Origin of the sequence: Rhodococcus sp. SBT000017 (assembly GCF_003688915.1) — a bacterium.
GTDB lineage: Bacteria > Actinomycetota > Actinomycetes > Mycobacteriales > Mycobacteriaceae > Rhodococcoides.
This window is the reverse complement of the sequence record NZ_REFU01000001.1, coordinates 2,777,808-2,804,298: the sequence shown is the minus strand read 5'-3', so window position 1 is coordinate 2,804,298 and position 26,491 is coordinate 2,777,808. Positions and strand designations below refer to the sequence as shown.

Here is a 26,491-nt window from a genome sequence, read left to right as displayed (position 1 = left end):
CAATCCTACCGTCCGATCGAGTGCGAAGAACAAACCGATTCGTTAGGATTAGGGGCCTGGATACAGGCAATACGGACAAATGCGGCTCGGGGACCGTCCGACATTCGATCCGGTAGGAGAGGCTTCATGTCGAACGATGCAGTGCTGGACAGGCTCGGGACCAGCCTACGAGTCCTCGAACTCGACCCCATCAGTTACCGGCCACACCCGATACACAATCACGACCGCATCTGGACCGAAACCAATTGCTACGTCGACCTGTGGATCGAAGTTCTGCACTCCTTCGGTGCCGATCCCACTCCTGCGCTCGCCTTCGTGCTGAGCGCGGGATGCGACGGGCGACAGTGGGACTTCGTGAAGATCGCGCCCGAGGACCTCCGCGCCCTGTACGGCATCGGCGTCGCTGAGATGAACGTGTGGCGTCCTGTACTCGAGCACGTCGTCGAAGGCCTGGAAGACGGCATCCACGTCACCGTGGAGGTCGACGGCTTCTGGCTGCCCGACACCGCGGGGACCAGTTACCGCAATCAGCACACCAAGACCACCATCGTGCCGAACCTCGTCGATCGCGAGGGCAAGGTGATGGGGTACTTCCACAATCGCGGCTACTTCGAGCTCACCGGAGCCGATTTCGACGGGATCTTCAATCTCGCTCCGGAACCGCATGCCGAGGTGTTGCTGCCGTACGTCGAGCAGATCAAAGTGGACTCCACCGTGCTCGACGCCGGTTTCGAGGATCGTGATCTCGATGTCGCTCGCGCACACCTGGCCCGCCGCGCTCCGGGCAATCCGGTCGATGCACTGGCCCGCCGCGTCATCGCCGACATCCCGCTCGTGCAGACCGCGGGTCCCGACGCATTCCACCTGTGGTCGTTCGGCCTGCTCCGCCAATTCGGTGCAACGGCAGAACTCGCGGCCAACTACGTGCACTACCTCGAAGGCAGAGGCGTGACGGGTGCCGCCGCGGCCGCTCCGTATTTCCTCGACGCGGCCTCCGGTGCCAAGGCCGTTCAGTTCCGGATGGCCCGCGCCGCACGTGGCCGGGATGTGGTGCTCGACGAGCCGCTGATCGAGATGAGCAAGAACTGGACGGCGGCCATGGACATCGTTGCAGGTGCATTGGGCACGTGATCGATCTGCTCGACGGCGCTCGGTGGCGGCTGGCCCGAACCGACGCCGGTTCCGTTCTCGCCCCCGGCGACCTACCGGACGAGCTCGACTGGATCGACGCGGTGGTGCCGGGCACGGTTGCCACCGCGCTGGGGCACGCACTCGCAGTGAATCCGGACGACCACGACTGGTGGTTCGTCGCCGACGTCTCCACCGGCGGCCATCGCCGGGTGCGAGCGAGATTCGGTGGCATCGCGACCCGTGCTCAGATCTGGATCGATGGTATTCATCGCAGGACCGTGACCTCGATGTTCGTTCCCGAGACTCTCGATCTGTCGGACTGTGGTGACACCGTCACCATCGCCGTCCACATCGAATCGCTGGCAGCACATCTGAAGTCTCGACGCCCCCGCGGTCGGTGGCGATCGTCGCTGATCGCTGCCCAAGGGCTGCGACACGAGCGGACGACCATGCTCGGACGCGCACCCGTGTACGGGCCCCTTCCGGTACCCGTCGGACTTTGGCGCCCGGTGTCGATGACGGTGATCCCCGAGGTTCGTCGCGTCGCCCTGTCGACGACGGTATCCGGTACGGACGGCATCGTCGCACTGCGCGCCGACCTGGATGCTCCGGGGGTGGCTCGAATCATGATCGACGACAGGGCCTTCGAGCTCGGAACCGTCGAGCGTATCGACTCGGCGGTGACGCTGCCCGACGTCGAACTCTGGTGGCCCCACACACACGGCCGACCGCGAACGTATCGCGTCGCGCTCGAGGTGGACGGCACCCTGCATTCCATGGGCGTCGTCGGGTTTCGTACGGTGGATCTGGACCGTACGGCCGGCGGCGCAGTACTGACGGTCAACGGCGAGAGCGTCTTCTGCCGCGGAGGAACGTGGACCCCGCTGGACCCGGTGCGGTTGTGGTCGCCGGAGCCCGATCTGCGGGCGGCGCTCGAGCAGTTCCGATCGGCGGGCCTGAACATGGTGCGCGTCGTCGGCACCCTGGTGTACGAGCAGCCCGAATTCTGGTCCCTGTGCGCAGAATTGGGCATCATGGTGTGGCAGGACGTCATGTTCGGCACCATCGACCCGCCCACCGATGACACGTACACCGCAGCGGTCACCCGCGAGCTCGGCGCATTCGCAGACGCCGTCTCGGCCAACCCGGCCCTGGTTGTCGTCAGTGGCGGAAGTGAGACTCAGCAGCAACCCACGATGTTGGGGATTGCAGCCGACGATCAACGAATGGTGATGCTGGACAGCATTATTCCCGAATTCCTCGCCGATCGTGTACCCGGAGTCGCATACGTGACATCGAGCCCGTCCAGTGCTCAGGGCGAGTTGCACACGCATGTGGGCGACGGCATCGCGCACTACTTCGGGGTGGGCGGCTACCTCCGACCACTGTCCGATATCCGCACTGCCGGCGTGCGTTTCGCAGCAGAGTGTCTGGCCTTCGCAGTCCCCCCGGAACGGGCGCAGGTGGAGAAATTCTTCGGGTCCGCGGCCGTCGCCGGTCACCACCCGGACTGGAAGGCCGCGATCCCACGTGACCGCGGCTCGTCCTGGGATTTCGAGGATGTGCGAGATCACTACGTACGCACGATCTTCGGCGTCGACCCCCACCTGATTCGGCGCGACGACGCAGAACTGTACCTCGATTACGGTAGGGCGGCGATCGTCGAAGCGTTCACCGAAGCGTTCGGCCACTGGCGTCGAGCATCCTCGGGGTGTGCCGGAGCCCTCGTGCTGACGCTACGAGATACTGTGCCCGGCGCAGGCTGGGGCATCGTCGATACCGCCGGCGTGCCCAAGGCTCCCTTCTACGCGTTGGCGCGGGCAAGCGCCCCGGTGGCACTGCTGTTGTCCGACAACGGACTCGACGGCTACTCGGTGGAACTGGTCAACGACGGACCGGCACTCTCGGGCACTATCCGATTGGTGTTGCACGCTTCTCGCGGCAGCCACGAGTTCGAGCGCACGGTGAACGCCCCAGCGAACGGGTCCATCGCAGTGACGGTGGATTCCATCGTCGGCACCTTCACCGACGTCAACCACGCCTACCGCTTCGGCAGTCGAACCTACTCCGCCGTCACGGCCGCGTTACTGGACGACAGCGGCGTGGAGGTGACGCGAACCACCGCGCTCGTCGGCGCGCAGAGCCGTCAGAACACGGTGGGATTGACCGCAGAGGTCACCGAAAGAGATTCTGGAACATGGGAATTGACTGTCCGGTCCGACTGGCCTGCGCAGTACGTCTGCGTCGACATCGACGGCTTCGAGGTATCCGACTCGTGGTTCCACCTGGCACCGAACGAACCTCGTACGCTGACTCTCGTCGGTCGTGGCGCGAGTGCCCCGCGCGGACATGTGCGCGCGCTGAATTCGATCGAGCGGGCCTCGGTGGCACCGCGGCCGTGAGCAGCCTGGGTCGTGAGCAGAAATTCGTAGTGGGCTACGAAGTTTCGTGCACGTGCCGCTAGCGGCTCGTGCTGAGTTTGCCTCGGGCATAGCCGATTCCGGCCGCCCCGACACTGGCGACCACGGCCATCGCACCCCACGCGCGTGCCGGGTTGCCGCGCACAGCGGCGCTGGTCTCCCGGCCGACTGCGCGAGGCAGGATCTTGGCGGTGTAGGCCCGCTCCGAGGACAGTGCGTCCTCGGCCCCGATCAACCGGGCGATGGCGGCCTTGGACACGCCCTCGGCGTAGCTGCGCGTGATGAGGTAGCGCGGACGAGTGCGGTCGGCACTGACCGTGTGATCGACGACGATCGATGGATCGAACACGATCTGCGCGTCCGGATGCGTCTGGCGCAGTCGGATGCACAGCTCCGTCTCCTCGCAGCCGAGCGGGACGCGTCCGATCCGGCCGATGCCGGAGACGAATCCGCCGAGTGCGACGACGGGCTCACGGCGGAACGACATGTTCGCGCCCATGAGATTGCGGACCTGGGCGGTTTCCGTTGGCTGCCCGCGGTAGGTGCACCCGACGACCCAATCGAGTTCGCCGGGTTCACCCACTACCTCGGCCGGTAAGAAGGCCGGACGCTTGTCCGGCCATACCGGGTATGCAGAGCCCCCAACGGCGTACACGGCATCGTCCGAGTAATGGGACAGAATGGCTCCGAGCCACTCTGTGGTGCGCGGTGACGCGTCGTCGTCCAAGAAGACGACGATCTCACCGGTTGCAAGATCGAGCGAGGTGTTGCGCGCTCCCGAGAGGCCGCGAGGGTGGTTGTTCTCCACCACGTTCACGGTCCGGTGCAGCGGCGAGAACTCGTCGCGTGCACGTTCGGCCAGTTGCGCATTGTGATCGATGACGATGATCAGTTCGTCGGCAGGCACATCCTGATCGAGGACGGCCGATACGGCGGCCCGGAGTTCGGACCATCGAGCCAACGTGTACGCGCAGATGACAACCGAGGAAGTCGGCAGACTCACGCCGTCTTCTCGCGGAGTTCGAGAACCTCGTTGTACGACTCCAGAGCCTCGAACTCGAGGTCCATGTCGGTACGGGCGTCGATCGACTCTCGCAACGGACGGGCGATGGACTTGCGGGCGATCTTGCGTGCCCGCAAGCGCTCGGTCATCAGGGTGCGTAGCACCCGGAAGCCGTCGGAGAAGGTGCGCAGATTGCTCTGGCCGTAGATGCGGGCCAGCTCGACGCTCGGCACTTCCTCGATGCGCACGGACGCCTCGGCGAAGCGGCAGTTGATGATGGTCTCGATCTCGAAACCGTCGCCCCAGAGCATCATGCCCTCGGCACCCGGCTGATCGACTACGGGCAGGTCCAGGACCGGCACCAGATCGCGCCAGAAGGCGTTGTAGCCGTAGCAGAGATCCGAGAAGCGAGTTCCGAAGAGCGTGTTGGCCACGAGGTGCAGGCCACCGTTGCCGGCGCGGCGCAGCGGCGTGATGTCGTGGCTTCCGCCACCCTCGCAGAACCGGCTGCCCTTGGCGAAGTCGGCACCGGCGATCAAGGCGTCGACGAAGCGCGGGATCTCGGCAGCATCGGCGGAACCGTCGGCGTCGAACATGACGATGATGTCACCGGTAGCGGCCTCGAAGCCGCAGGCGAGCGCGTTGCCCTTGCCCTTGCGGGTCTGCTTGATGATGCGAATGTCACCGCGGATCTCGCGTGCCGCGTCGATGGTGCCGTCGACGGATCCACCGTCGACCAGCACGAGCTCGTAGTCGTGAGAGAGCAGGGGGAGGACGTGGCGAAGGTTCGCGGCCTCGTTGAGCGTCGGGATGACGACACTGACGCGGGGATTCTGACGATTCAACATATCCATTCCACATGGGTCGAGTGCGATGGGCAGATGTCTCCGAACTCCGTGAATCGACCCCCGCCGCATCCACAGACAGTGTCCTGACGTTCGTTCCGAAGCGTAAGAACCTGTTTCCTTTGACTGAAAGCAAGCTTAAAAGAAGCTACGAGTTTGTCAAGCTGCAAACAAACCAACTGGGAGATTGTTTGGAGATTCACGTCATAGTTTGTGACACCGTCAACGAGACTGGTACTGGTAAACGATCGTGTCGGGGTCCTGATACCGCACCGACCACGCCGAGTTGGTCGAGAGCCACTGCCGGAAACGGGCGACCTCATCGTCGGCAACGAACCCGTAGTACTGCATCGCCTCGAGCGACTGACGGGTGAGGACCATGTATGTCGGTGTGTCGCTGACCGACGCGTTGTAGTCGATCTCGCCGAGCTTCTCGGGCGTCGGGAAGCCTTCCATGTACTCGGGGCCCAGCGCGTAGAGCGGGACGTCCCAGTACTCGTTCGCCTCGGTCAAGCGTCCGTAGTCCGACGTCGACCGGGCCGGGTAGCCCGAGGAATACAGCATCGTGATCGAGGTGCCGGACGGCGACTGCGCGGCCATCGCTCGGGCGTCGTCGATCTGCTGCCGATGTTCGAGCACGATCGGCCACAGGCCGAAGTAGCTCTGCAAGCCCAGCACGGCACAGCTGATGGCACCTGCCGTGGCGACCGCAACCGAGGTCCGGGCGGTGATCCTGCGGGCCCGGGACGGACGATCCTGGGACGGCTTCCGATCGAACAGGGCCAGGAACAACGGCGTGATCAGCAGCACGCAGCCGGGAATCGCGTACAGGTACACCCGGAAGATCGCCTCACCGCCGTAGCTCTGGCCGGCGAGCAGCATGATCGAGCCGAACGCCATCACCATCGGAGCCCAGAACGTCTTCTTGGTGCGCCAGGCGTAGATCGCCGAGACGAACGCCAACACGAACACCCCGCCGGACAGTGCGCGGCAGACCAGAGACGTGATCTGTTTGCCGAGCACGCCCTCCTCCTCGACGTTGCTCGCGGCGTTCTGGACGGGGTCGAACCCCTGGAAGAGTCCGTACGGTGCCACGATCGGCAGTCGCGGATACAGGTATCCCAGCAAGATGATGCCGAGCGGAATCATCAACCACCACGGCTTGGCTCGTCGCGTCACCAGCAGGACGCCGGTGACGGCCATCAGCCAGTAGGGCGTCAGCTGGTGCGTGGGGACCAGTGCCGCGAACGGAACGATCGACACGTAGGCCGCGGACCGGGTGAGCGACGAGGACATCAACAGCGCCAGGAAACCCACGGCGAGCAGGACGGCCCACGCCTGCGGTGAGTAGTAGTCCTGGCCCACCCAGTTGATGACCTCGGCGAGCATCGCCGCCGTGATCGCCGCGCGTTTGTCGAACTTCATGACCCGCGCCAGACCGTATACGGCCGCCGCGAGCACCACGTGGATCATCGGCGCGAACACGTGCGCCAGAGACAGCGTGTCGTATCCGGTGACGTGCTGGAACCAGGCCGAGACGAGGAAGAAACTGGGCCACTCGCTGTAGATGTCGACGCCGCTCGGAGCCAGCCGGTTCAGATCGAGCACGAACTCGGTGACGGCGACGTGCTTGTAGGTCCAGTCGTAGATCGGAGCGGAGGTGACGAGGGTGACGGTGAATCGCTGCACCACGATGGCCAGGCCGATGGCGACCAGCATGGTGCGCAACTGGTGACGCCGCAACGCGATCAGGAACGCCGCCATGATCAGAACCATGCACAGCACCAGTCCTGGGCCGGTTCCGGCGGTCAACAGTCCGAACTGCGAGTACGTCGCGCGCTCCAGACCCGGCAACAGCGGCAGCCACAGGAAGAAGGCCAACGCCAGAATCAAGCCGGCAACGTTGCGTCGCAACGTCTCTCGGTCGGTCAGCACGAACTTCACCGAGGCCAGGGCGGACCTTCGCGACGACGGAGAGACGACCTCACGTGCGCGCGATATCCATACCGGCAGATCGGGACGGCCGTGCTTGCGGTACCAGAGCACCGACGACCCGATCAGGGCCACACACAGCCACAACGTCCACATCCGGGGCGACCAGCGGTATCCCCACATCGCCACCGACACCATCAGTGTCACCACCGAGATGCTCAGAATCGGCAGGGCAGCAGGAACTGCGGTGCGTGGGATGCGCACCCACGACAGGATGGCAGCGCCGGGTCCGAAGAACAGCAGGACCGTGAGAAGCACGACGCGAACCAGCGTCGGCAGCGCGATCATCGAGGCCAGGCCGGACAGTGCGGCGAGAACGCTGATGTCGGAATAGCGCAATCGGCTACCCGCGCGCCGCCGCGTGCCTGCAGCGGAGTCGGTGGTGCCGACGGGCCAGTCGACGGTCCAGTCGGACGGGACGAACAGCTTGTGCCGGAGATCCGCGATGGACCGGTATCCGGAATCAGTCGAGGACAGGTTCACGGCTCACCCCCGCCAGAGGAGTGCGCTCGCGACCTTCGCGCCTGCTGCGCCGGATGGCCGCAGGGCCCTTGGCGATGGACAGCAATTCCATCCGGCCGATGCCGTCGGGCAGGTCGGCGGCGAGATCGTCGGGAGGGGAGGCGACCTTGCTCATCTTGGCGGACAACCGAATCGCACTGCCGAGTCGGCGGACGGCCACCGTGGCGGCCAGCGTCGCCGACCTGCGGTCGGTGGCGACGGTGTACAGCCACGCGCCGAGTCCGAGCCCGTACCCGCGCGCCTGCACCGCCAACGCCTCGGAGTCGGCGCGGTGGCGGTGCCACACGATGGCCGCAGGCTCGTACACCAGCTTGTCGCCGGCCATCAGAACCCGGAAGAACATGTCGAGGTCCTCACCGCCGTTGGTCGGGGATCCCACCCCCAGTGCCTCGTCGAAGCCGCCCAGATCGAACATCCGTCCGCGGTCGACCGCGAAATTGGCTCCGGTTCCGTACATCCCGACCTGGAACGGAAACAGCGGAACGTCGGCCGGTGGATTCTTCAGGTCGTAGACCCGAGGCGTCACCGAACTCGCCCACCCGACGCGGCGATCGAAGTACGCCTGCGCCTGAGTCCTGATCTCCCCACTCGGCACGATGCCGGACACACACGTCACCCGATCGGCCCGCCCGAAGCCGCGCGCGATGCTCCGCAACCACCTGGCGTCGACGGCGACGTCGTCGTCGGTGAAGGCGACGATGTCGTGCCGCGCTGCCCGTAACCCGGTGTTCCTGGCCCTCGACAGACCCGCCGTCGGCTCGGACACGACGCGCACGCGGGGGTCGCCCAGCCCGCGAACGTACCGTTGCGTGGCATCGGTCGGGGACGCGTTGTCGACGACGACCACCTCGAAGTCGGGGTAGTCCAGAGCGGACACTGACGCAAGCGCTCCCTTCAGATGGTCGACTCGGTCGCGAGTGCAGATCACCACGGTGATCGGCGGCAGTGCCCGATCGGTGTCGGGCAGCGCGTCGGGCATCGGAACCTGCGCGAGCGACATGGCCGCCGCGCGTACATCGGCTGACGCCACCGCTCCGTCGACGACATCGAGCTCGACGAAGCCGAGCGGGTCGAGTCCGCGTCGGATCAACAGCCGGGCACGGCGGTAACCGTCGGAATCGTCGAGGTCGAGAGACTCCGGCAGATCCAGCTCCAGGTCGATGTCACCGATCCACACGGCACCGTCCCAATCGGGAGACTGGAGTCTGGGGAGTGCGGGAGGTAACACGGGGAGGGTCCTTTCGGGGTTACACGTACGGGCAGGTACAGCGGAGTCTCAGTCGGCGCGATACCGCACCCAGTCGACCGTCATGGTCGCCGGGAACGGCGTGGAGTTGTCGGTGGGACCGGGCCAGTCGCCGGCAACGGCGACGTTGAACAGCAGGAAGAACGGCTTGTCGAAGACCCAGTAGTCGTCGCCGCCGATCAGGTCGTCCGGAGTGACGGTGGCCAAGGTGGTGCCGTCGATGCCGGTGGTCACGCGCCCCGGTGAGCGTTCGACCCAGTAGGTGTGGAAGTTCTCGGACAGCGGCTCCGGGGGAATCCCGCCCGCGTCCACCTTCTGGCTCGTCAACGAATCGGGCTGGGGGGCATGAATTCCGGTGTGGTACTGATCGGCCTGGTTCAGCGTCTCCATGATGTCGATCTCGCCGGACAGCGGCCAGCCGACGGAGTCCAGGTCGGTACCGAGCATCCAGAACGCCGGATGCAGTCCGGCTCCGGCCGGCATCTTGATCCGAGCTTCGATGCGGCCGTAGGTGAACTCGAACTTGTCCTTGGTGGTCACTCGGGCCGAGGTGTATCCGTCACCGTTGCGCATGGCCTTGATGACCATGTTGCCCTCGCCGTCGAGAGACGAGTTCTCGGTCGAATCGGTGTAGTCCTGCTTCTCGTTGTTGCCCCAGCCGGTCCGGCCGACATCGTGACTCCACCGGTCGTTCGCCACCGCGTCGCCCGCCGTGCCCGAGAAGTCGTCGTAGACGGTGAATCCGGGCTTGGCGGCTGCCGTGTTGGACGCCGACGTCGTCGACCTCGCGTCGACGGTGCCCTGCGCGGTGGAGTCGGGATCGATGTCGGCTCCGTCCGAGCGGTGAGAAAGCCCGTACACGGTGCCGGCGACGACCAGACCAAGCACGACGAGGAACGTCAGAACGGAAGGCCAGCGCCGTCGGGGAGGCTCGACGATGAGTCCGGTTCCGGGAAGCCGCGAAACCTCGACGGTTCCAGCTCCGGACTCTCGGCTGGACGCGGAGTGACGACTCACGCGGTCTCGTCGACGTTCTTCGGCACTCGCGTCGCGTTGAACTGCGAGACCGACAGTACGACTATGCCCACGAGCAGTGCATAGGTGGCGATGCGTTCCATGGTGCCGATGCCGAGACCGAACTCGTGACCGCTCATGTAGGCGAAGTATCCGGCCAGGCCGACGGCACCGAGTGTGGTCACCACGATGCGGATGGGGCGTCGCAGACTCCGGTGCCCGCCGGCGATGACGAGGCCGAAGTTGCCGAAGACGAAGAACGCGGTGGCACCGAACGAATGGATCGGGTAGTTGACGCCCTGGTTGATCACGCCGGCGGTGATGGCACCCGCGCCTGCGACGAGGAAGAACGACGCAGCCCTACCGTCGATCCGGCGGACGATGTACCAGGATCCGCCCACCGCCGCGATCGCCACACCGAACAGCACCATCGAGGCGTTGAGCAGGACGTAGAGCTGGCTGCACGGCCAGTTGCCGGTTGGCCCGCAGAAGGGAACGCCGAGCTCGCTGATGTAGTTGTTCCGGTAGCTGTAGAGCCCGCGCCACGTGGCCGAGACGATGTACTCGACGAGGACGAACTGCACCACCGACAACCCGGCCCAACGAGCGACATGGGCGACGAAACCCGATCGCACCGGTGCAGACGTCGTGGGCGCGATGGAACTCGAAGTGGGACGCTTCGCTTCGGTGGTCATGCAGTCTTCTCCTGAGGGGCCAGCAATGAGAGGGGGTTCGCTGCTACGAGATCGAGTGCGGCTTGCACGGTGTGACTGTCGAAAACATTGTCGTGGAACGACGCCGAGACGAACACGACCGAACCGATGGTCTCCATCGTGATCATCACCGACTCCGGTTGGCCCGGATCGGCGATCACGAAGAAGGCGCGGTCGGCCGGCTCGGCAACCCAGGAGACCTGCTCCAGCTGCCTGACCCTACCGAGGTCGGAGTACATGAGCTGGACCTTCGGTTCCATTGGGACCTTGTCGCCGAACACCCCGGAGACGGCTTTGTGTTCACGCTTGTACTTGATGGTGCTGATCGTCGCCGATGCAATCGGACGACCCTTGGCGATGGCACCGGACAGTGCCCCGTGCACCTCCCCAGCCGAGGTGGGATCGATGTCGGAGAACCGGATCCCGGCAGCGAAGTTGCCGAGCACGACCGTCGACGGCGGAAGATAGCGGCGGCAATCGAAGAGAAACGCTGCGGACCGATCGAGCGAAAACGACGTGCGCGCGAACGCCGCGGCCACGGCCGCGCACATCACCGCGCTGACGCTCGCGCCCGGCAGGTGGGTTTCCCGCCACCGCCGGATCGCATCGGTGGTACCCGACTGCGTCACCGCGGTGGCCACCGCAGCGGACGGAGCCCACGGCCGAAATGCCGTCGTCGACGCGGTGTCGGGTGCGGTGGCCATGGTTGTGGATTCGGGGTTCGTGCCGGGACGGACGCGGTCGTAGATCGTGTCGACGACTTTTCTGGGATTGCGAACGACCCAGCGCAGCAGTGCTTTTCGAAGAGGATGACCGTCGACGGGACTGTCTGCCCACGCCGGAAGCGGTGCGTCGGGACGTGCGTCGGCCAAATACGCGAACAGGTCGACCGGCAACAGCGCGTCGCCGAGACCGTGATTGAGATCGAGGAACAGGTAGCGACCGGCCAGACGAATACGAAGAGGTATTCCAGGCACGGACGCGTGCGAGAACTCGGTGAGCTCCTTGGTCAACTGCTCGTGGCCGACGGCGGTTCCCTCGGCGATGTGCTCGACTACCCGCTCCGGCTCGTAGACCCAGCCCACCGAAGACTGGTCGGCGCGCAGGCCCAGCCGCGTGGCAGGACCGATCGAGGCCAGTGCGAGCACCCGGCTCTGCACCCGTGCGAGATCGCCGAAGTCCGCGGGTCCCAGCACGGTCACGATGCGCGAATCGGACCGAAGCATGTCCAACGAACTGGCGCGATAGGTCTGAGTCATGGTGCCGTCCTGTGTTGGGCGTGGACCGGAATACGACGCGGTGACGGTTCGTCGAGCTGCGGTGGACCGTCCTGTGGGTCGCGGCGAGGCTCTTCACGGTGTCGGGGTTCGGCGTGTCGGGGTTCGCCGCGGCGAGGCTCTCGATGACGCGATCGCGGTGGACGGGCGTCGCTGTCGTCGATCGGCCCGCGGGGGCCCGGGGAGCCCGACGGGCCCTGGTCGTCACCGGACTCACCGTTGCTGCCTGCGGACAGCTCACGAATCCACCGCACGAGCGGCACGATCAGGACGACGGCACCGAACGCCTCGGCCGCGAGGTACGCCCAGCCGACGGCCGCGATGCCCATCGACGACGACAGCGCCACCGAGCCGCCGATGATGATCGAGGTGGCCACCACCTGCACGATCACGGCGAGTCGCATGCGTCGACGGACCCGAGCCAAACCGTCGTACAGGGAACCGACGACGGACAGCGGGATGGTCAGCGCGGCCAACTGCACGATGATGGTGCCCTGATCGCGGTAGCCCTGGCCGATCAATCCGAGACCGAACGGCGCAACGAACGCCAGGAAGATCGACCCACCCACCGCGACGATGCACACCAGGCTCATGAACCGCTTCGTCAGGCGGTGGAACTGTTCGGGGTGGGCAGCGACCTCGGCCACGTACGGTCCGATCAACACACTGATCAGGATGTAGAGCGCGCTGACGATCGACCAGGTGAGGGAGAAGTAGGCGTTCTGCTCGGCACCGAGGGTGGCGACGACGATCATCGGCACGAGCAGCGGAGCGAGGGATCCCAGCGCGGTGATGCCGTATGCCGAGCCGAAGTAGGCCCACATCTCGCGCCTGGGCGGCAGGTCCGGCTTGCCGGCGTACCGCTGTTCGGTGCGGACGTTCTTCATGATCGCGCGCAGGACGAAGATCGACGCCACGATTGCGGGGACTGCCCAGGCCGAGATGATCGAGGTACTGCGCTCGGTCGAGAACAGCGCCAATAGCAACACGAACTTGAGGACGGCGTGGAAGACGTTCTTGGCGGCCGCCCAGCGTGCGACGCCCAGGCCGGACGAGGTCTGATCCTGCAGCGCGAACACCGCGAGCACCGCGACGAAGAACGGGAACGACACGATTTCAGCGGTGTTGGTGAACATCTCGTCCACCGGCGCAACAAGCAGGAAGCCGCCGCCGAGCACGAACGCGAATGCAGTGACGGTGAGGTAGCCGCGCACGATGAACGACTTGGCCAACCGGCCCGAGATCGGGAGGAATCGCTCGTACATCGAACCGAGGCTCAGATTGGACAGCGTCGAGAGCATCACCGCGGAGGTGATGACCGCCGACGCGCTGCCCACCTCGGCCACGGGATAGAGCCGACCGGCCGCAGCCCAGAACAGCAGGCCGAGTGCGCCGGTGATGGCCGTCGAGAGCATCAGGGCCATCGAGTTGAGCGCGAGGTTGCGATCGGAGGCCTTCGAACCCGGTCCGGTCTCGGGTGCCGGTCGTTCGACGACGTCGGCGACCGGAGAAACGTCCACCGAGTGCACGGGATCGTGCCGCGGCACGGTCGGCACCGGCATCGTCGGGCTGTTCATCAGACCCAGGTCGAACCGAGCCGGTTCGACCGGATACCACCGAAGCTGTTCGAGCTGTTCGTGCTTGGGCGGCAGGATCCGGGGAGCGCGGTGCTTCACAATCGAACCTTCCCCACCGGCACGGGAGGCGACGGTGCGGCGATCTCGATATCGAAGGCAGCGGAGGCGGCCGTCACCAGTTCTGCTCGCACGTTCTCTCGGAGATCGCGACCGTAGAGCGAGTGATCACCGGACGCGAAGGAGGTGACGGTCGGTACGGACGACCGGCGCTGGAGCCGGCGCATTCCCTCCGGGCCCCGATTGGTCTCGAACCAGGCGGTATCGCTGGGGGAGAGCAGAACTCGCGTCTGCACCCGACGGTCGCTGAGAATGCGCAGCGAGATCTCGGGAACCTGGATCAAGCCGCGTCGCCCGAGCCAGATCCACAGCGCGTACGGAATCCGTGGCTGCAGTGCGTTCTTGATCCGCACACCCCAGTGGTGCAGACGGTCGAGTGCGCGAGCCTTCAGCCCGGTTTCCTCGATGTGCATCGAGGAACGCTTGACGAATTCGAGACGACGAGTGGTCCAGTCCAGGGTGTTGAGCAGTACTGCAGCGCGAACCCCCAGTTCCCGGGCGGCGAAGCTGGAATACCACGAGCCGGAGCACATTCCGGCCACCAGGACGTTGTCCGGGGTGGTCCCCGACTGCCGGACGGCGGTGAGTGCGTCCTCGTTGCCCTCGTCGCTGTAGAGCCGGGTCAACTCCCCATCGCCGACGCTGCCGCTCTCGCCGGTGCCGCGCCGATCGAAGCGCACCGTGGAGACCCCGAACCGGGGCAGGAGCCGGGCCAGTTCCACCCACATGCGCACCGGGCCGACGCGATGCTCGTTGGCGGTGGGGTACAGCACCACGGTCGGACCGCCTGCCCGGCATCGATCCGAGGATGAGCGAATCGCGAAAAGCTGCTGCGCGCCGAGGTATTCGATGTTCTCGTGGATTCCGTCGACCACGAACGCCGAGCGAGGCTGCAGCTCGATTTCGCCCGAGGGCTCGACGGGGAACTTCGATGCCGTCCACGTCGCGAGGTACGCGATGTCGGTCGTCGGGATGATGACCTCGAAATCGCTCGGTTCGAGAAAGTCGTCGTGCGCGGTCAACGTGTGCTCCTGAGCCGAGAGAGTCTCGACGAGCTTGCGAACCGGCTTCGTATCGCCTCGTTCGGCGCGCGTGGCGACCAGCACCGGCGCGTCGGTCTTCGTCTTCGCGGCGTCGAGCGCGGAGAAGTCCGCAGCCGAATCGGGATGCAGCACAGCGCCGATGATCGACACCCGGGGATCGGTGTCGGAGTCGGTGGTGACGCTCACCGAATACAGCGCGCGCTGCTCGTGCAGATACGACCGTCCTTTGACGACCGGATCCCACAGCGTCATCGCGGTGAGCGGCCCGCACTCGGCGGCGGCCGAACACGCCAGCAAGGCACCGACGCGCAGACCGACGAGGCCGACCTCGCTCACCCCGCAACCGCGAACGTAGTCGACGGCCTCGACGATGCTCCGCCGCCAGTGTTCGACCGCGCCGGGCCGATCCTGATCACCCCACGAATCGCCGGTGCCGCGGTAGTCGAACCGCAGCACCAGAAGTCCCTGCGCACTGAGCTTCTGCGCGAGCAGGGTCATGCCGCGATACGAATCGACCTGCTCCTTGCCGAGCGGCGGGCACAGGACGACACCGCCGCGCGCCCGACCGCCGGACGGCACATGGACGGTGCCGAACAGCGGCGCGTCGGACGGGCCGAACCACGTCGGGTACTTGCCGCCCGCCGTACGCGAAGAGGACTCGGCGGGAACTGAGCCGATGCGCCGGGGAGCGGTGCGGGAACTGTTCACAGATTTGGTCCTTCGTGTACACACGGGTGAAGCGGTATCGATCAGTTGCGCAGTGCGGCAGGCCAGCTCGATCGATCGAGACCGTGGGTGCGGAGCATCGCCAGTGCGATGCGTTCCATGCCGAACCCGACGCATGCGCTGTGGGCCGGTTCGCCGTCGACGGTCTCGATGCCGAAGGTGTGCCCGAAGTGATCACGGTGGCAGTTGCACGAGACGACCGCGGTGCCCTCGTCGAGATCTCCGTAGAGCTTGACGACCAGTTCGGTCTTGAGGTTCTCGTTGCGCTGGTTCGCCGCGAGCATGCGTCCGGCGCGACCGAAGAAGGGGTCGTTGGCTATGACCGCCTCGGCTTCCAGTCCCAGATCTGCCAGTACCTGCAGGCCGCGCGGTACCCAGCGTTCGCGGTGCGCGATCGCATCGTCGGGGGTGCCCACTCGAACGAACTCGTGCATCCGAAATGCCTGCATCCGAGCCGGATCCACCGCGGGCTCGTGCCGGAAGCAGTAGCCGTAGACGTCCATCAGCGTGCCCTCTTCGGGCAGCGTGCCGGTGAGCATCGAGTAGGACGGATGGCAGGCAGCCGAGACCAGCATGGTGCCCGCGGACTGGAGGAAGTGATCCCAGTCCTTACCGTCAGAGCGCTCGGCCAACAATGCCGCGTGTTCTTTGTTGTCGCCCTCGAACGTGTTGATGGCACCGGTGAGGTTGGGGAACGACGCGATGTAGTCGGTGCGCTCGAACGCTTCCCGGGGGAAGACCGGAGCGAATCGGAACCTGGTGGCCTGACGGCCGTGTTCGGCAACCCCGGCCTCGGTGACTCGGGCGTCGACGAACTCGATGATGTCCTCGAATTCGCCACTGCGCCCGTACAATCCGGGAATAGAGCTGGGTACCAGCAGGCCGGCGTCGATGAGCTCGGCGCGGAATGCTGCTCGGGCGGAATCGAGTTCGCTGATCTCTGTCTCCGGTGCGGAGTGCGTAGTAGTCATCACTTGCCCTTGTAGACGAGGGAGAGCTGGGCGTTGTGCCCCAGGATGCGTTCGTTGCTGACCATGATCGCGGACCCGTGCGCATCACGAAGATGACGGCCGATGCTCATCTCGCCGCCCTGTCGGTAGCCGGAGATGCCACAGATCTGCAGTGCCCTGCCGACGATGTCGATGACGAGCGTCGACGCGGTGACCTTGACGTTGTTGATCTTGAGCGCGAAACCGATGGCTCCGAGCTCGGCGGGGCTGTCGGCGACGGCCTCGAACTTGGCTGCGGCACCGAACACCGTGTCCACCAACTGCTCGTGCACCACCATCAGCTCCGCGAGACGCAGCGCGCTCGGCGGCGGGGTTCCCGGAGTCTTGCGTGCGGCCTTCTGTACCGACTTGCGGGCCTTGGTGACCGCCGCGTCGGCGATGCCGAGCCACGCAGATCCCCACAGCACGTGCGCCACCGGAAGCATGGTCTGAGCGGAGATGTCTCCGTAGTTGTCGCCCAGAATGTTCGACGTCGTCGTGCGCGCGTCCAGCATGAAGCCCGGGCTGCAGGTGCCACGGAAGCCGAGGGTGTCCCAGGTTCCGGTCTTGACGAGCGTCACGTCGGGCTTCTCGCACACCACGAGCACCTGATCGCTCGGCGGGCTGTCGACGCTGCGCCGCGCCGTCGCCAACACGATCTGTGCGTACTCGCCGTAGGAGATGACCGGTGCGTTCTTGCTGAGCGTGATCTGCTCGCCGTCGTACTCCACCGCGCAACTGCTCGAGCGGACGTCGCCGCCGATGTTGATCTCGGTGGTGGCGGACGCCACCAGTATGCGATCGGTCACGATGCGACGCTGCAGGTCGGCCATGGCGTCGGACTTGCCGTGGCGGACGATGCTGAGCACCTGCGACTGGTGCATCACGAAGATCATCGCCGTCGATGCGCACTCGGCACCGAGGGCACGCGAGATCCGGGCTATGTCGGTCAGTGTTGCCCCGCCTCCGCCGAACTCCCGCGGAATTCCGACCCCGAGCAGGCCGGCGTCGCGCAGCGCATCCACCGATTCGGTGGGAAAACGGGCATCGCGGTCGACCTCGTCGGCGTAGGTCCGCAGTACGGCCAGCACGTCGGTGATCGACTGGTCGATCGAGCTCTCGTAGACGGTGGTCATGGCCTCAGTCCGTCAGCTGGGCGATGGCCGCGGCGATCGCGTTGATGCTGCCGAAGGTCGACTTCTGCAGCATGGTGTCGGGGAATTCGACGTCGAACTCGTCCTCGAGCGCGATCATCACGTTGACGCTGGCGTGCGAGGTGAGGCCGCTGTCGTAGAGATCGGCAGCTTCGTCGATGCCCTCCACGGGGACCGGCAGCTTTCCGAATTTCTCCAGAACGGTTCGCACTCGAACCACGTCGTGAGCATTGAGCGTCTGCATCGAAACCTCCACCGATCGCGTTAACCACGAGACCGGACGGCCTCGTCGTCGACTCAGGGTCGGCTGGCTGTGCGCCTTTTCGACCCAAAGTCTCCCCAGACCCTCTTAAACAATATCGTAGATTGTTTAGTAGCGTTACCGGGATGCCCGCATCGGGCATCTCGACCGCCGTACACTTCGAGTGGAGCGGGGGCTCGTACGGGCGCCGGATCGGGCGTCGAAACACAATCTGCGAAGGACTGTCTGGTCGATGGGTGGAGTCTGCGGGGTGTCAGTGGGTACCGGTGCCGTGCGCATCGCGTACATCGCCGACGGCCGCCGCGTCGAGGACTCCATCGACGCAGAGGGCGCACACGACCTGCTGCCCGGCAAGCTCGTCGACCTCGGGCCCTTCGAGGACATAGTTCTCGCCGGATGGGACACCGCAGCGGTGACGGCGCTGCTGGAGACCCTCGGCGACGGCACCGTGCCGAAGGCTCGCATGGTGGAGGAGTCCCGCGCCCTGCTCGCCTACGCCCGCACCGTTCCGGAACTGGCCGACAAGGACTACGTCCTGGTCGTGGACCTGGGCAAGAAGGGCCTCTCGGCCACTGCACTCGATGTTGCCGGCGAGTACGTCGAGTGGACCGCACGCACCGTCGACATCAGCGGCGACCGCTTCGACGAAGTGGTCCGAGGCATCGTGATGGCGAAGGGGATTCTGCCGGCTCCGGTCGGACCCGAGGGCGACCAGGAGTACCAGGCCTTCTTCCGTGAGCTCAAGGAGCTGGTGAGCTCGTCGGTGGGCGTCAGGGCACCCAACCGCGGCCCGATGTTGCTCAGCCGAAAGGAATTCGAGCGAGAGATCACCCCGCTCGTCTCCGACGCTTTGGACTGGGCCTCCAAGCAGGCGCCCGATGCAGTACTGCTGATCGGCGGCGGTGCAGGCATTCCCGCAGTGCGCACCATCATCGAAGACAAGTGGAACGTTCCCGTCCACGTGCCTGATGCACCTGCGATGGCCATCGCCAAAGGCGCTGCACTCGACGAGAGACCCGCCGAAGCCGCCCTCGACCTCGATGTGGGAATCATCACCGTCCCGGACGACGCGTCGGAACTGCTCGATGCACCCGAGATACTCGCCGCTCCCGACACACTCGATGCACCGGAGACAACCGGCCTCGACACCGTCGAGGACTGGATGGTCGACGACCTGACCGTCGACCAACTCGCGACCGAGGATCTGACGATCCCGTCGACCACCTTCGAGACCGACCTCGTCGAACCCGCGCTGCTGCAGCCCGAGGTGCTCGAACCCGACGTGCTCGAACCCGCGGTCCTCGAGCCTCAGGTACCCGAGCCCGGCGTCGTCGCCGAGCCGGTTCGCCGCGGCCCGCGCACCTGGTCGATTCGTGATGCTTCCGTGCTCGCCGCCGTGAGTCTGCTGGTCGTTGCCGTGGTGGGGCTGGTGTTCACCCGGGGAAACACGCCGCCACCCACTCCGCTGATCGACCAGCAGGTTCCCTTCGATTCCACGTTCGCCGCGGCGCTTTCTGCCGCCGCGGGTCCGGCCGACGCGGCCGTTCCGGGGCCCGCCGAGTTGCCCGTCCTGGGGCCCGTTCGATTGTCCGACGCAGACCTGTACGAGCGTGCGTTCAGCTACGACGGCGAGTTGTACCAACCGGTCGTCGATTCGGAACTGCCGGAATAGACCGGAGGTCCGGTTCGCGCGGGCCGGCTAGGTGGCGGGACCGGTTCCCTCACGCCCGGGTGCGTCCACCTCCGGGGCGCGCTCCCCGCCGATTCGGCCGAGGCGGTAGCCTGGCGCTCTGGACGAGCTGAACCGCGTCCGAAGACTTTTGCCGATCGAAGTGAGGCCGAACACCGTGACTGTGCTGCTTGGGGTGTCCATGGGGACCCGAGCCGTGCGCACGGCGCAGCCCCGAGCCGAGCAGTTCGGGGCACCCGCCTCCGACCCTTCCGGCCTGGTCACCGACATCGACCGGCCTCTGTTCTTCCGCAACGAACTCATCGACAGCGTCGGCGGAGACCTTCCGCATCTGGCCGCCGAATCGATCGGTGCCGCAGCCGAAACCGAGCCCGAACTCGCCACCGGCGTCGCCTATCGCGACCCCCGTCAGGCCGACGCCCTGCACGCTGCCCTCACCGGTGCGCATCTGCACAACTATCACCTGGTCCACGAGGTGGAAGCTGTCGTCGAGTACCTGGCAGCGACGGGCGAAGCCCGCAACTGCAGTTCGGTCGCCCTGTTCGACCTCGGCAGTTCCGGACTGACCGTCAGCGTCGTGGACCTGGTGCAGCGCACCGTCATCGCCTCGCAGCGATCCGGCGAGTACAGCGGAGATCTGCTCGACGCCTACGTCCGCAACAATCAGCTCCAACGCCTCGGCAAGAACCCGACCGAACCCGACATGCCGCTGTTCGAGAAGCGCTGCCGAATCGCCAAGGAACGCCTGTCCACTCAGGACGCGGTGTGTCTGCCGGATGCGAGCGGCATGATCCTGCTCTCCCGTGAGAACTTCGAGCTGCTCATCACCGACCTACTCGACGAGGCCATCGAGTTCGCGCGCGAGGTGATGATCGGGGCCAACGTTCCGATCGACGCCGTCGTACTGATCGGCGGCGGCGCACGCATGCCTATCGTGCAGAAACGCGTCGGACCGCTGCTCGAACTGCCGTCGATCGTGCCGACCGAGCCCGAGACCGTTGCCGCACGTGGAGCGGCACTGACTGCGCGACCGCATTCGCGCACGCGAACCGGAACACGACGAGCACCGGACGCCGGCCGGCCGGCGGAGTCCGCTGCGTCGATCGCATCCACGTCGCAGGTTCGCTCGGAACCCGTGTCGCCTCCGGTACCGCTTCCGCTGCCTGCGCCGGTCCGACCGGTTCCGGCTCGCACGGAATCTCAGCACGCCGCCCCGCCCGTACCTGTCCAGGCTCCTGCGGCAGCGCGACCTGTGCCCGCCCGTCCCTGGATCGCGGCGGCACCGATCAGCGAGGGCTCGAAGGCTCAGGACACGGTTGCCGAGCCCACCGGCACGGCGGGAGAGTTCGCGTCCTCGAGGTTCACCGACTCATCCGACTCCGGTGCAGTCGATTCGGTTCCGGAGACATCACCGGTAGTGGAAGATGTTCTCGACGACCACGTGCAGGGGGTGCGGGTCGACGGGGAGGTCGTTGCGTTGAGCGCGAACACGGGGGATTCGTCTGCCGAGAGTTCTGCTGCCCGGTCCGAGGCAGCCGACGACGGCAAGCCTGTTCCGTTCCAGCTGAAGAACGTCTACTGGCTCGACGCCGATTACGACGACGACGACGGCGAGGATGATCGCACCCGGGCTCGGCGCAAGCTTCGCACCGGAGGTGTTCTCGCGCTCGGTCTTGCGTTGGTGGTCGGCCTTTCCGCGTTCATGCTCACCCAACAGAACACACCGCAGGTGGTCGACACCTCGGTCAGTCGCAGCCAGACCGAAGCTCCTGCTGTCACCACCACGGTGGCTCCCACACCGGTGATACCCGCTCCTGTCCTGCCGCCGCCCGCGCCTGCACCGACCACGACCGTCGAACCGACCACGGTCCCGCCGGAGACCGAGGTCTACCAGGAGCCGTGGACGCCGGAGCCGACTACGGCCACGGCCGAGCCTGCTCCGTCGCCGCCCGTCGAGACCGTTCCTCCGACGACGCAGCAGCCGCCTCCGCTGATCCCGGGTTTCCCGGACTTCACGTTGCCGGTGTTCCCGCCGGTTGCTCCTCCCGCTCCCTGATCGAACTCACTTGTCCGCGTGTGTGTTTCGCGGTCGGATGTGCTCGAAGATGAGGATGGTCTCGGTGGCGGCCACGGCAGGGTCGGCACTGAGATTCTCGACGACGAAGTCACGAAGGGTGGCGGTGTCGACGGTCGCCACATGCACCAGGAAGTCGTCCGCACCGGCAATGAAGTAGATGTTCAGCGTCTCCTTCCGCGAGGCGATCTTCGATCCGAATTCGCTGATGCGCCGTCGAGCATCCGCTTGCAGCCGAACCGAGATCATGGCCTGGATGCCCTGTCCGAGAGCCTCGGGATCTATCTCGGCGTGAAAGCCGCGGATGACGCCACGTTCGACGAGGGCACGAACTCGGGCCAGCGCGGTGGATGGAGCTACACCGGCCGCGGCAGCGAGTGCGTTGTTGGGTGTTCGGGCGTCGCGGCGGAGCTCGTCGAGCAGGATGTGGTCGATTCGGTCCAGTGGGATCGGCCGAACATCGTTCGGCTGGGACCCTTTGCTACCCGTCTCGAATGAACTATTGCTCGCCATTTTCGGAGTGTATAGAATTATATTCACTTCCGTTGCGGCTATTTCGTAGATAATTCATAGTTGGCCTACACGGATGGAGCCCCGGCTTCACGCCACCCACCACCGAGGAGGCCGCCATGAAGATCGGAATTCCACGCGAGATCAAGAACCACGAATACCGGGTGGCCATCACCCCGGCGGGCGTGCACGAACTGGTCTCGCGAGGACACGAAGTGATCATCGAAACCGAGGCAGGGGCCGGATCGTCGTTCACCGACACCGACTACAAAGCCGCCGGCGCACAGATCCTCACCGATGTCGACGAGGTCTGGGAGACGGCCGACCTCCTGCTCAAGGTCAAAGAACCTATCGCCGAGGAGTATTCGCGTCTGCGCAAGGGGCAGGTGCTGTTCACCTACCTGCATCTCGCCGCATCCAAGGAATGCACCGATGCGCTGCTGGAGTCGGGTACCACAGCCATTGCATACGAAACCGTCACTGCCGCAGACGGTTCGCTTCCGCTGCTCGCTCCGATGAGCGAAGTTGCCGGACGCCTCGCCCCGCAGGCCGGTGCCTACCACCTGATGTCGAGCGAAGGCGGACGTGGAGTTCTGATGGGCGGAGTGCCCGGAGTGCGCCCTGCCAATGTCGTGGTGATCGGAGCCGGCGTCTCCGGAAGGAACGCCACCGCAATAGCTTTCGGCATGCACGCCGACGTCACCGTGCTCGATCTCGACGTGAAGGCGCTACGCGCCATCGACGATCAGTACCGCGGGGCTGTCAAGACGCTGGTATCGAACGCCTACGAGCTCGAACAGGCCGTTCTCGCAGCGGATCTCGTCATCGGCGCAGTGCTGGTGCCCGGTGCCAAGGCACCGAAGCTGGTGTCCAACAGTCTGGTTCAGCGCATGAAGCCGGGTTCGGTTCTGGTCGACATCGCCATCGATCAGGGCGGCTGCTTCGAGGATTCGCACGCGACCACCCACGCCGATCCCACGTACAAGGTGCACGAGTCGGTGTTCTACTGCGTCGCCAACATGCCCGGTGCCGTTCCGCGCACCTCCACCTACGCGCTCACCAACGCGACCCTGCCGTACGTCGTCGCACTCGCCGACAAGGGTTGGGAAGCTGCATGCGAGGCGGACTCGGGTCTCAAAGCCGGACTGAGCACGCACAACGGTGCCTTGCTCTCGGAGACCGTCGCGGCTGCATTCGCCTGAGCGGGTGAGCGGCTGCGCCGCACGTGCATAGAAACTCGTAGCCCACTACGAACTTCTGCTCACATGGGTCGCAGCCGCTCTCACGCACTGTGGCGGCCGGAGCGCCGGGTTTTGCGGGTGGATACCGCGGCCCGGCGCTCTGCTCGGTTCGAGGGTCCTGTGACGTTGATGGGACGCGCGAGCAGCACGGCGATCGCCGTGGTCAGCGGAACCGACAACGCCAGCGCCACACCGCCCACCGCGGAGCGCACGATCTCGATGGCCACCGAATCTCCGGTGAGCACGTCCTGGATCGACCGGTCGGCGACGCTGAAGAGCAGCAGCAGCGGCAGCGCGCCACCGGCGTACGCGAGCACGAGCGTGTAGACGGTGCTGGCGATGTGGTCACGCCCCACCCGCATCGTGGCAGTGAAGATCTCGCGTCGCGATGCCGTCTCGTCCACCGAGGCGAGCTCGAAGGCGGCCGACGCCTGCGTGATCGTCACGTCGTTGAGCACTCCGAGTGAGCCGATGATGAAGCCGGCCAACAGCAGGCCGGTGACGCTGACGTTGCCGATGTATGTCTGGACGGCGGTGTTCTGTTCCTCGGACAACCCGGTCAGGTGGGTCATGCGAATGGCGACGTAGGACAGCACCGCCGCCACCGCCATGGAGGTGAGAGTGCCCAACAGCGCCGAGCTGGTGCGCAGATTCACCCCGTGCGCCAGATACAGCACGGCGTAGAGGATCACCGCCCCGGCGACGAGGGCCACCGGAATGGCGGGTGCACCGTCGAGCAGGGCGGGCAGCATGAACACCACCAGCACGGCGAACGCGATGAGCAGGCCCACCAGTGCGCGGAATCCCCGCCAGCGGGCGACGACACAGATGACCACGGCGAACACACCGACGATCAGTGCCAGCGGCAGCCCGCGCGAGTAGTCGTTGAAGGAGTAGCGGACCCCACCGGCGGGGTCGGTCTGCACAACCAGCCGAATGTCCTCACCGGCGCTCAGGGTCGGTTGGCCGGGACCGGGCGCGATCTCGAGTACCGTCCGCTTGCCTGCGTCCTCACCGGTGGTGATATCCACGATGCTGCGCTGACATTCGTACGAGTCGTTGACTGCAGGCGTCGGGTCGCCGGTGAACGCTCGGCCTGCGTCGGGACTGCCGCAGGGCCCGATGCTCTGCGAGGTGATGGTGCCGGCCTCGGTGGACACCGCACCTCCGCCGGAGGTCTGGAACGGCAGCGGGATATCGATGCTCTGCTGGCTGGGCCACAGAGCGATGGCACCGCCGATCACGGCGATCGCAATGGCGACCAGGAGTCCGACGACGACCTTGGCCGCTACCGGCCCCAACGGCACCGGTGCGTCACTGTGGCCGTGCCCGTGACCATGCCCCACCTGAGATCCGAGGCTCGGCTTACTGCCGTCGGGAGGATTGCCGTGTGATTCCACGGTGCCAGGCTAGTGGCCGATGCGAGGAGCTCGGTGGCGGGGAGCAGGGGGCGTCCCCCGCCACCACCTGACCGACCCGGGGGGGGGAGGGGTACGACCAGGGCTCGCGGGCACCGAAGTGCCGTCCGCCAATGTACAGATCATTCGTCGTTCAGGCGTGATCGCCCCGATGTTTTGTGCATCACTTTCAACTACTTTTCGGTAACTTGGCGTCTCACTGCTTGTACGACGCGAGGAAGTTACCGAACCTCTCGATCGCCACCGCCAGATCTCGTGCCCACGGCAGCGTCACGATGCGCACATGATCGTGGCCGGGCCAGTTGAATCCGGTGCCCTGAACCACCAGGATCTTCTCCTGCAGCAGCAGATCCTGGACGAGCTTCTCGTCGTCGTAGATCTCGTGCACTTCGGGATCGAGGCGCGGAAACGCATACAGCGCACCCCGTGGCTTGACGCACGAGACGCCGTGGATCGCGTTGAGCTTCTCCCATGCGACGTCGCGCTGCTCGAGCAGGCGGCCGCCGGGCAGGATCAGATCCTCGATGCTCTGATATCCGCCGAGTGCAACCTGAATGGCATGTTGCGCTGGCACATTGGGGCACAGCCGCGTCGACGCGAGAAGGTCGATACCCTCGATGAAACCTGCGGCGTGCGCCTTCGGTCCGGTGATCGCTAGCCATCCGGCGCGGTAACCGGCCACTCGATACGCCTTGGACAGTCCGTTGTACGTCAGGCAGAGCAGATCGGGAGCCAGGCTCGCCAGCGAGGTGTGCTCTGCGTCGTCGTAGAGGATCCGGTCGTAGATCTCGTCCGCGAGCAACAGCAGCTGATGCTTGCGTGCCAGATCGACGATGCCCTGCAGCACCTCCTTCGAGTACACCGCGCCCGTCGGGTTGTTGGGATTGATCACCAGCAGTGCGACGGTCTTCGGGGTGATCTTGGACTCGATGTCGGCCAGATCGGGATTCCACCCGTTCTCCTCGTCGCACATGTAGTGCACGGCCTTGCCGCCGGACAGCGTCGTCATCGCCGTCCACAGCGGGTAGTCCGGGGCCGGGATCAACACCTCGTCACCGTCGTCGAGCAACGCCTGCATCGTCATCGTGATGAGCTCGGACACCCCGTTGCCGAGGTAGATGTCGTCGACGTCGAGCTCCGGGAAGCCCGGTTCGAGTTCGTAGCGCGTCACGATGGCCCGGCGGGCCGACAGGATGCCCTTGGACTCCGAATACCCCTGGGCCACCGGCAGCGCCGCGATCATGTCCCGCACGATCACATCGGGAGCTTCGAATCCGAACGGTGCCGGATTGCCGATGTTGAGCTTGAGGATGCGGTGCCCCTCGGCCTCGAGGCGGGCAGCGTGGGCGTGTACCGGTCCGCGGATCTCGTACAGCACGTTCTGCAGCTTGGTCGACTGCTGCAACGTGCGGTATCGCGGCTGGGAATGGATCTGCGGAGTGGTCACCCGTCACATCGTGCCAGGTGGGCGGTATCGGTTTCCACAAGGTTGTTTCGCGCGGGGTTGTTTCGCTCGGGTTGTCGGTG

Annotated in this window: 20 protein-coding genes; 5 read left to right on the top strand and 15 right to left on the bottom strand. The window is 65.7% G+C overall.

What is annotated here, in order from left to right:
- Nucleotides 1-126 precede the first annotated feature (126 nt).
- Complete coding sequence (locus tag AYK61_RS12915) at nucleotides 127-1,131, top strand: DUF1839 family protein (protein ID WP_121871045.1); 1,005 nt, start codon at nucleotides 127-129, stop codon at nucleotides 1,129-1,131.
- Nucleotides 1,128-3,533 (top strand): glycoside hydrolase family 2 protein, encoded by a 2,406-nt coding sequence (locus tag AYK61_RS12910; RefSeq protein WP_121871044.1) that lies wholly within the window; start codon nucleotides 1,128-1,130, stop codon nucleotides 3,531-3,533. The genes AYK61_RS12915 and AYK61_RS12910 overlap by 4 nt, the downstream gene beginning before the upstream one ends.
- A gap of 58 nt (nucleotides 3,534-3,591) precedes the next feature.
- Here AYK61_RS12910 and AYK61_RS12905 read toward each other — a convergent pair whose 3' ends face one another.
- The 12 genes from AYK61_RS12905 to AYK61_RS12850 form a co-directional block, all read right to left on the bottom strand.
- Nucleotides 3,592-4,554: a glycosyltransferase family 2 protein gene (locus tag AYK61_RS12905; RefSeq protein ID WP_121871043.1), complete on the bottom strand. Its 963-nt coding sequence runs from the start codon at nucleotides 4,552-4,554 to the stop codon at nucleotides 3,592-3,594.
- Nucleotides 4,551-5,408 (bottom strand): glycosyltransferase family 2 protein, encoded by an 858-nt coding sequence (locus AYK61_RS12900; protein WP_121871042.1) that lies wholly within the window; start codon nucleotides 5,406-5,408, stop codon nucleotides 4,551-4,553. The genes AYK61_RS12905 and AYK61_RS12900 overlap by 4 nt, the downstream gene beginning before the upstream one ends.
- 213 nt (nucleotides 5,409-5,621) lie before the next feature.
- Nucleotides 5,622-7,874, bottom strand: coding sequence for a hypothetical protein (locus AYK61_RS12895; RefSeq protein WP_121871041.1), 2,253 nt, complete (start codon nucleotides 7,872-7,874; stop codon nucleotides 5,622-5,624).
- Nucleotides 7,855-9,141, bottom strand: a complete 1,287-nt coding sequence (locus AYK61_RS12890) for a glycosyltransferase family 2 protein (RefSeq protein ID WP_121871040.1) — start codon at nucleotides 9,139-9,141, stop codon at nucleotides 7,855-7,857. Before AYK61_RS12890 ends, AYK61_RS12895 begins: the two co-directional genes overlap by 20 nt.
- A gap of 48 nt (nucleotides 9,142-9,189) precedes the next feature.
- Nucleotides 9,190-10,176 carry a glycoside hydrolase family 16 protein gene (locus AYK61_RS12885; protein ID WP_259468037.1) on the bottom strand — a complete coding sequence of 329 codons (987 nt, stop codon included), beginning with the start codon at nucleotides 10,174-10,176 and terminating at the stop codon, nucleotides 9,190-9,192.
- Nucleotides 10,173-10,868 (bottom strand): DUF998 domain-containing protein, encoded by a 696-nt coding sequence (locus AYK61_RS12880; RefSeq protein WP_121871039.1) that lies wholly within the window; start codon nucleotides 10,866-10,868, stop codon nucleotides 10,173-10,175. Before AYK61_RS12880 ends, AYK61_RS12885 begins: the two co-directional genes overlap by 4 nt.
- Nucleotides 10,865-12,145 carry a hypothetical protein gene (locus tag AYK61_RS12875; RefSeq protein WP_121871038.1) on the bottom strand — a complete coding sequence of 427 codons (1,281 nt, stop codon included), beginning with the start codon at nucleotides 12,143-12,145 and terminating at the stop codon, nucleotides 10,865-10,867. The genes AYK61_RS12880 and AYK61_RS12875 overlap by 4 nt, the downstream gene beginning before the upstream one ends.
- Nucleotides 12,142-13,839, bottom strand: a complete 1,698-nt coding sequence (locus tag AYK61_RS12870) for a lipopolysaccharide biosynthesis protein (RefSeq protein ID WP_183130257.1) — start codon at nucleotides 13,837-13,839, stop codon at nucleotides 12,142-12,144. Before AYK61_RS12870 ends, AYK61_RS12875 begins: the two co-directional genes overlap by 4 nt.
- Nucleotides 13,836-15,608, bottom strand: a complete 1,773-nt coding sequence (locus AYK61_RS12865; protein ID WP_259468036.1) for an alpha/beta fold hydrolase — start codon at nucleotides 15,606-15,608, stop codon at nucleotides 13,836-13,838. The genes AYK61_RS12870 and AYK61_RS12865 overlap by 4 nt, the downstream gene beginning before the upstream one ends.
- Nucleotides 15,609-15,649: 41 nt before the next feature.
- Nucleotides 15,650-16,597, bottom strand: a complete 948-nt coding sequence (locus AYK61_RS12860) for an amino acid--[acyl-carrier-protein] ligase (RefSeq protein ID WP_121871037.1) — start codon at nucleotides 16,595-16,597, stop codon at nucleotides 15,650-15,652.
- Complete coding sequence (locus AYK61_RS12855) at nucleotides 16,597-17,751, bottom strand: acyl-CoA dehydrogenase family protein (protein ID WP_121871036.1); 1,155 nt, start codon at nucleotides 17,749-17,751, stop codon at nucleotides 16,597-16,599. The genes AYK61_RS12860 and AYK61_RS12855 overlap by 1 nt, the downstream gene beginning before the upstream one ends.
- A gap of 4 nt (nucleotides 17,752-17,755) precedes the next feature.
- Entirely contained in the window at nucleotides 17,756-18,013 is a 258-nt protein-coding gene (locus tag AYK61_RS12850) for an acyl carrier protein (protein WP_032396368.1), read from the bottom strand.
- 268 nt (nucleotides 18,014-18,281) lie between these two features.
- On the opposite strand from AYK61_RS12850, the gene AYK61_RS12845 reads away from it, so the two are divergent.
- The gene (locus AYK61_RS12845) at nucleotides 18,282-19,703 is read left to right on the top strand and encodes a hypothetical protein (protein ID WP_147458315.1); all 1,422 of its coding nucleotides are present in this window, start codon (nucleotides 18,282-18,284) and stop codon (nucleotides 19,701-19,703) included.
- Nucleotides 19,704-19,878: 175 nt separating this feature from the next.
- A complete protein-coding gene (locus AYK61_RS12840) occupies nucleotides 19,879-21,777 on the top strand; it encodes an Hsp70 family protein (protein WP_121871034.1) in 1,899 nt (632 codons plus the stop codon).
- 6 nt (nucleotides 21,778-21,783) lie between these two features.
- On the opposite strand, the gene AYK61_RS12835 is transcribed toward AYK61_RS12840, so the two are convergent.
- On the bottom strand, nucleotides 21,784-22,308 hold the full coding sequence (locus AYK61_RS12835) for an Lrp/AsnC family transcriptional regulator (RefSeq protein ID WP_183130256.1): 525 nt from the start codon (nucleotides 22,306-22,308) through the stop codon (nucleotides 21,784-21,786).
- A gap of 116 nt (nucleotides 22,309-22,424) precedes the next feature.
- On the opposite strand from AYK61_RS12835, the gene ald reads away from it, so the two are divergent.
- Nucleotides 22,425-23,507 (top strand): alanine dehydrogenase, encoded by a 1,083-nt coding sequence (ald, locus tag AYK61_RS12830; RefSeq protein ID WP_121871032.1) that lies wholly within the window; start codon nucleotides 22,425-22,427, stop codon nucleotides 23,505-23,507.
- An 80-nt stretch (nucleotides 23,508-23,587) separates the two neighbouring features.
- Here ald and AYK61_RS12825 read toward each other — a convergent pair whose 3' ends face one another.
- Both AYK61_RS12825 and AYK61_RS12820 read right to left on the bottom strand, forming a co-directional pair.
- On the bottom strand, nucleotides 23,588-24,946 hold the full coding sequence (locus AYK61_RS12825) for a YibE/F family protein (protein ID WP_121871031.1): 1,359 nt from the start codon (nucleotides 24,944-24,946) through the stop codon (nucleotides 23,588-23,590).
- Between the two features lie 214 nt (nucleotides 24,947-25,160).
- A complete protein-coding gene (locus AYK61_RS12820; protein ID WP_032396087.1) occupies nucleotides 25,161-26,411 on the bottom strand; it encodes a pyridoxal phosphate-dependent aminotransferase in 1,251 nt (416 codons plus the stop codon).
- Nucleotides 26,412-26,491: the final 80 nt, after the last annotated feature.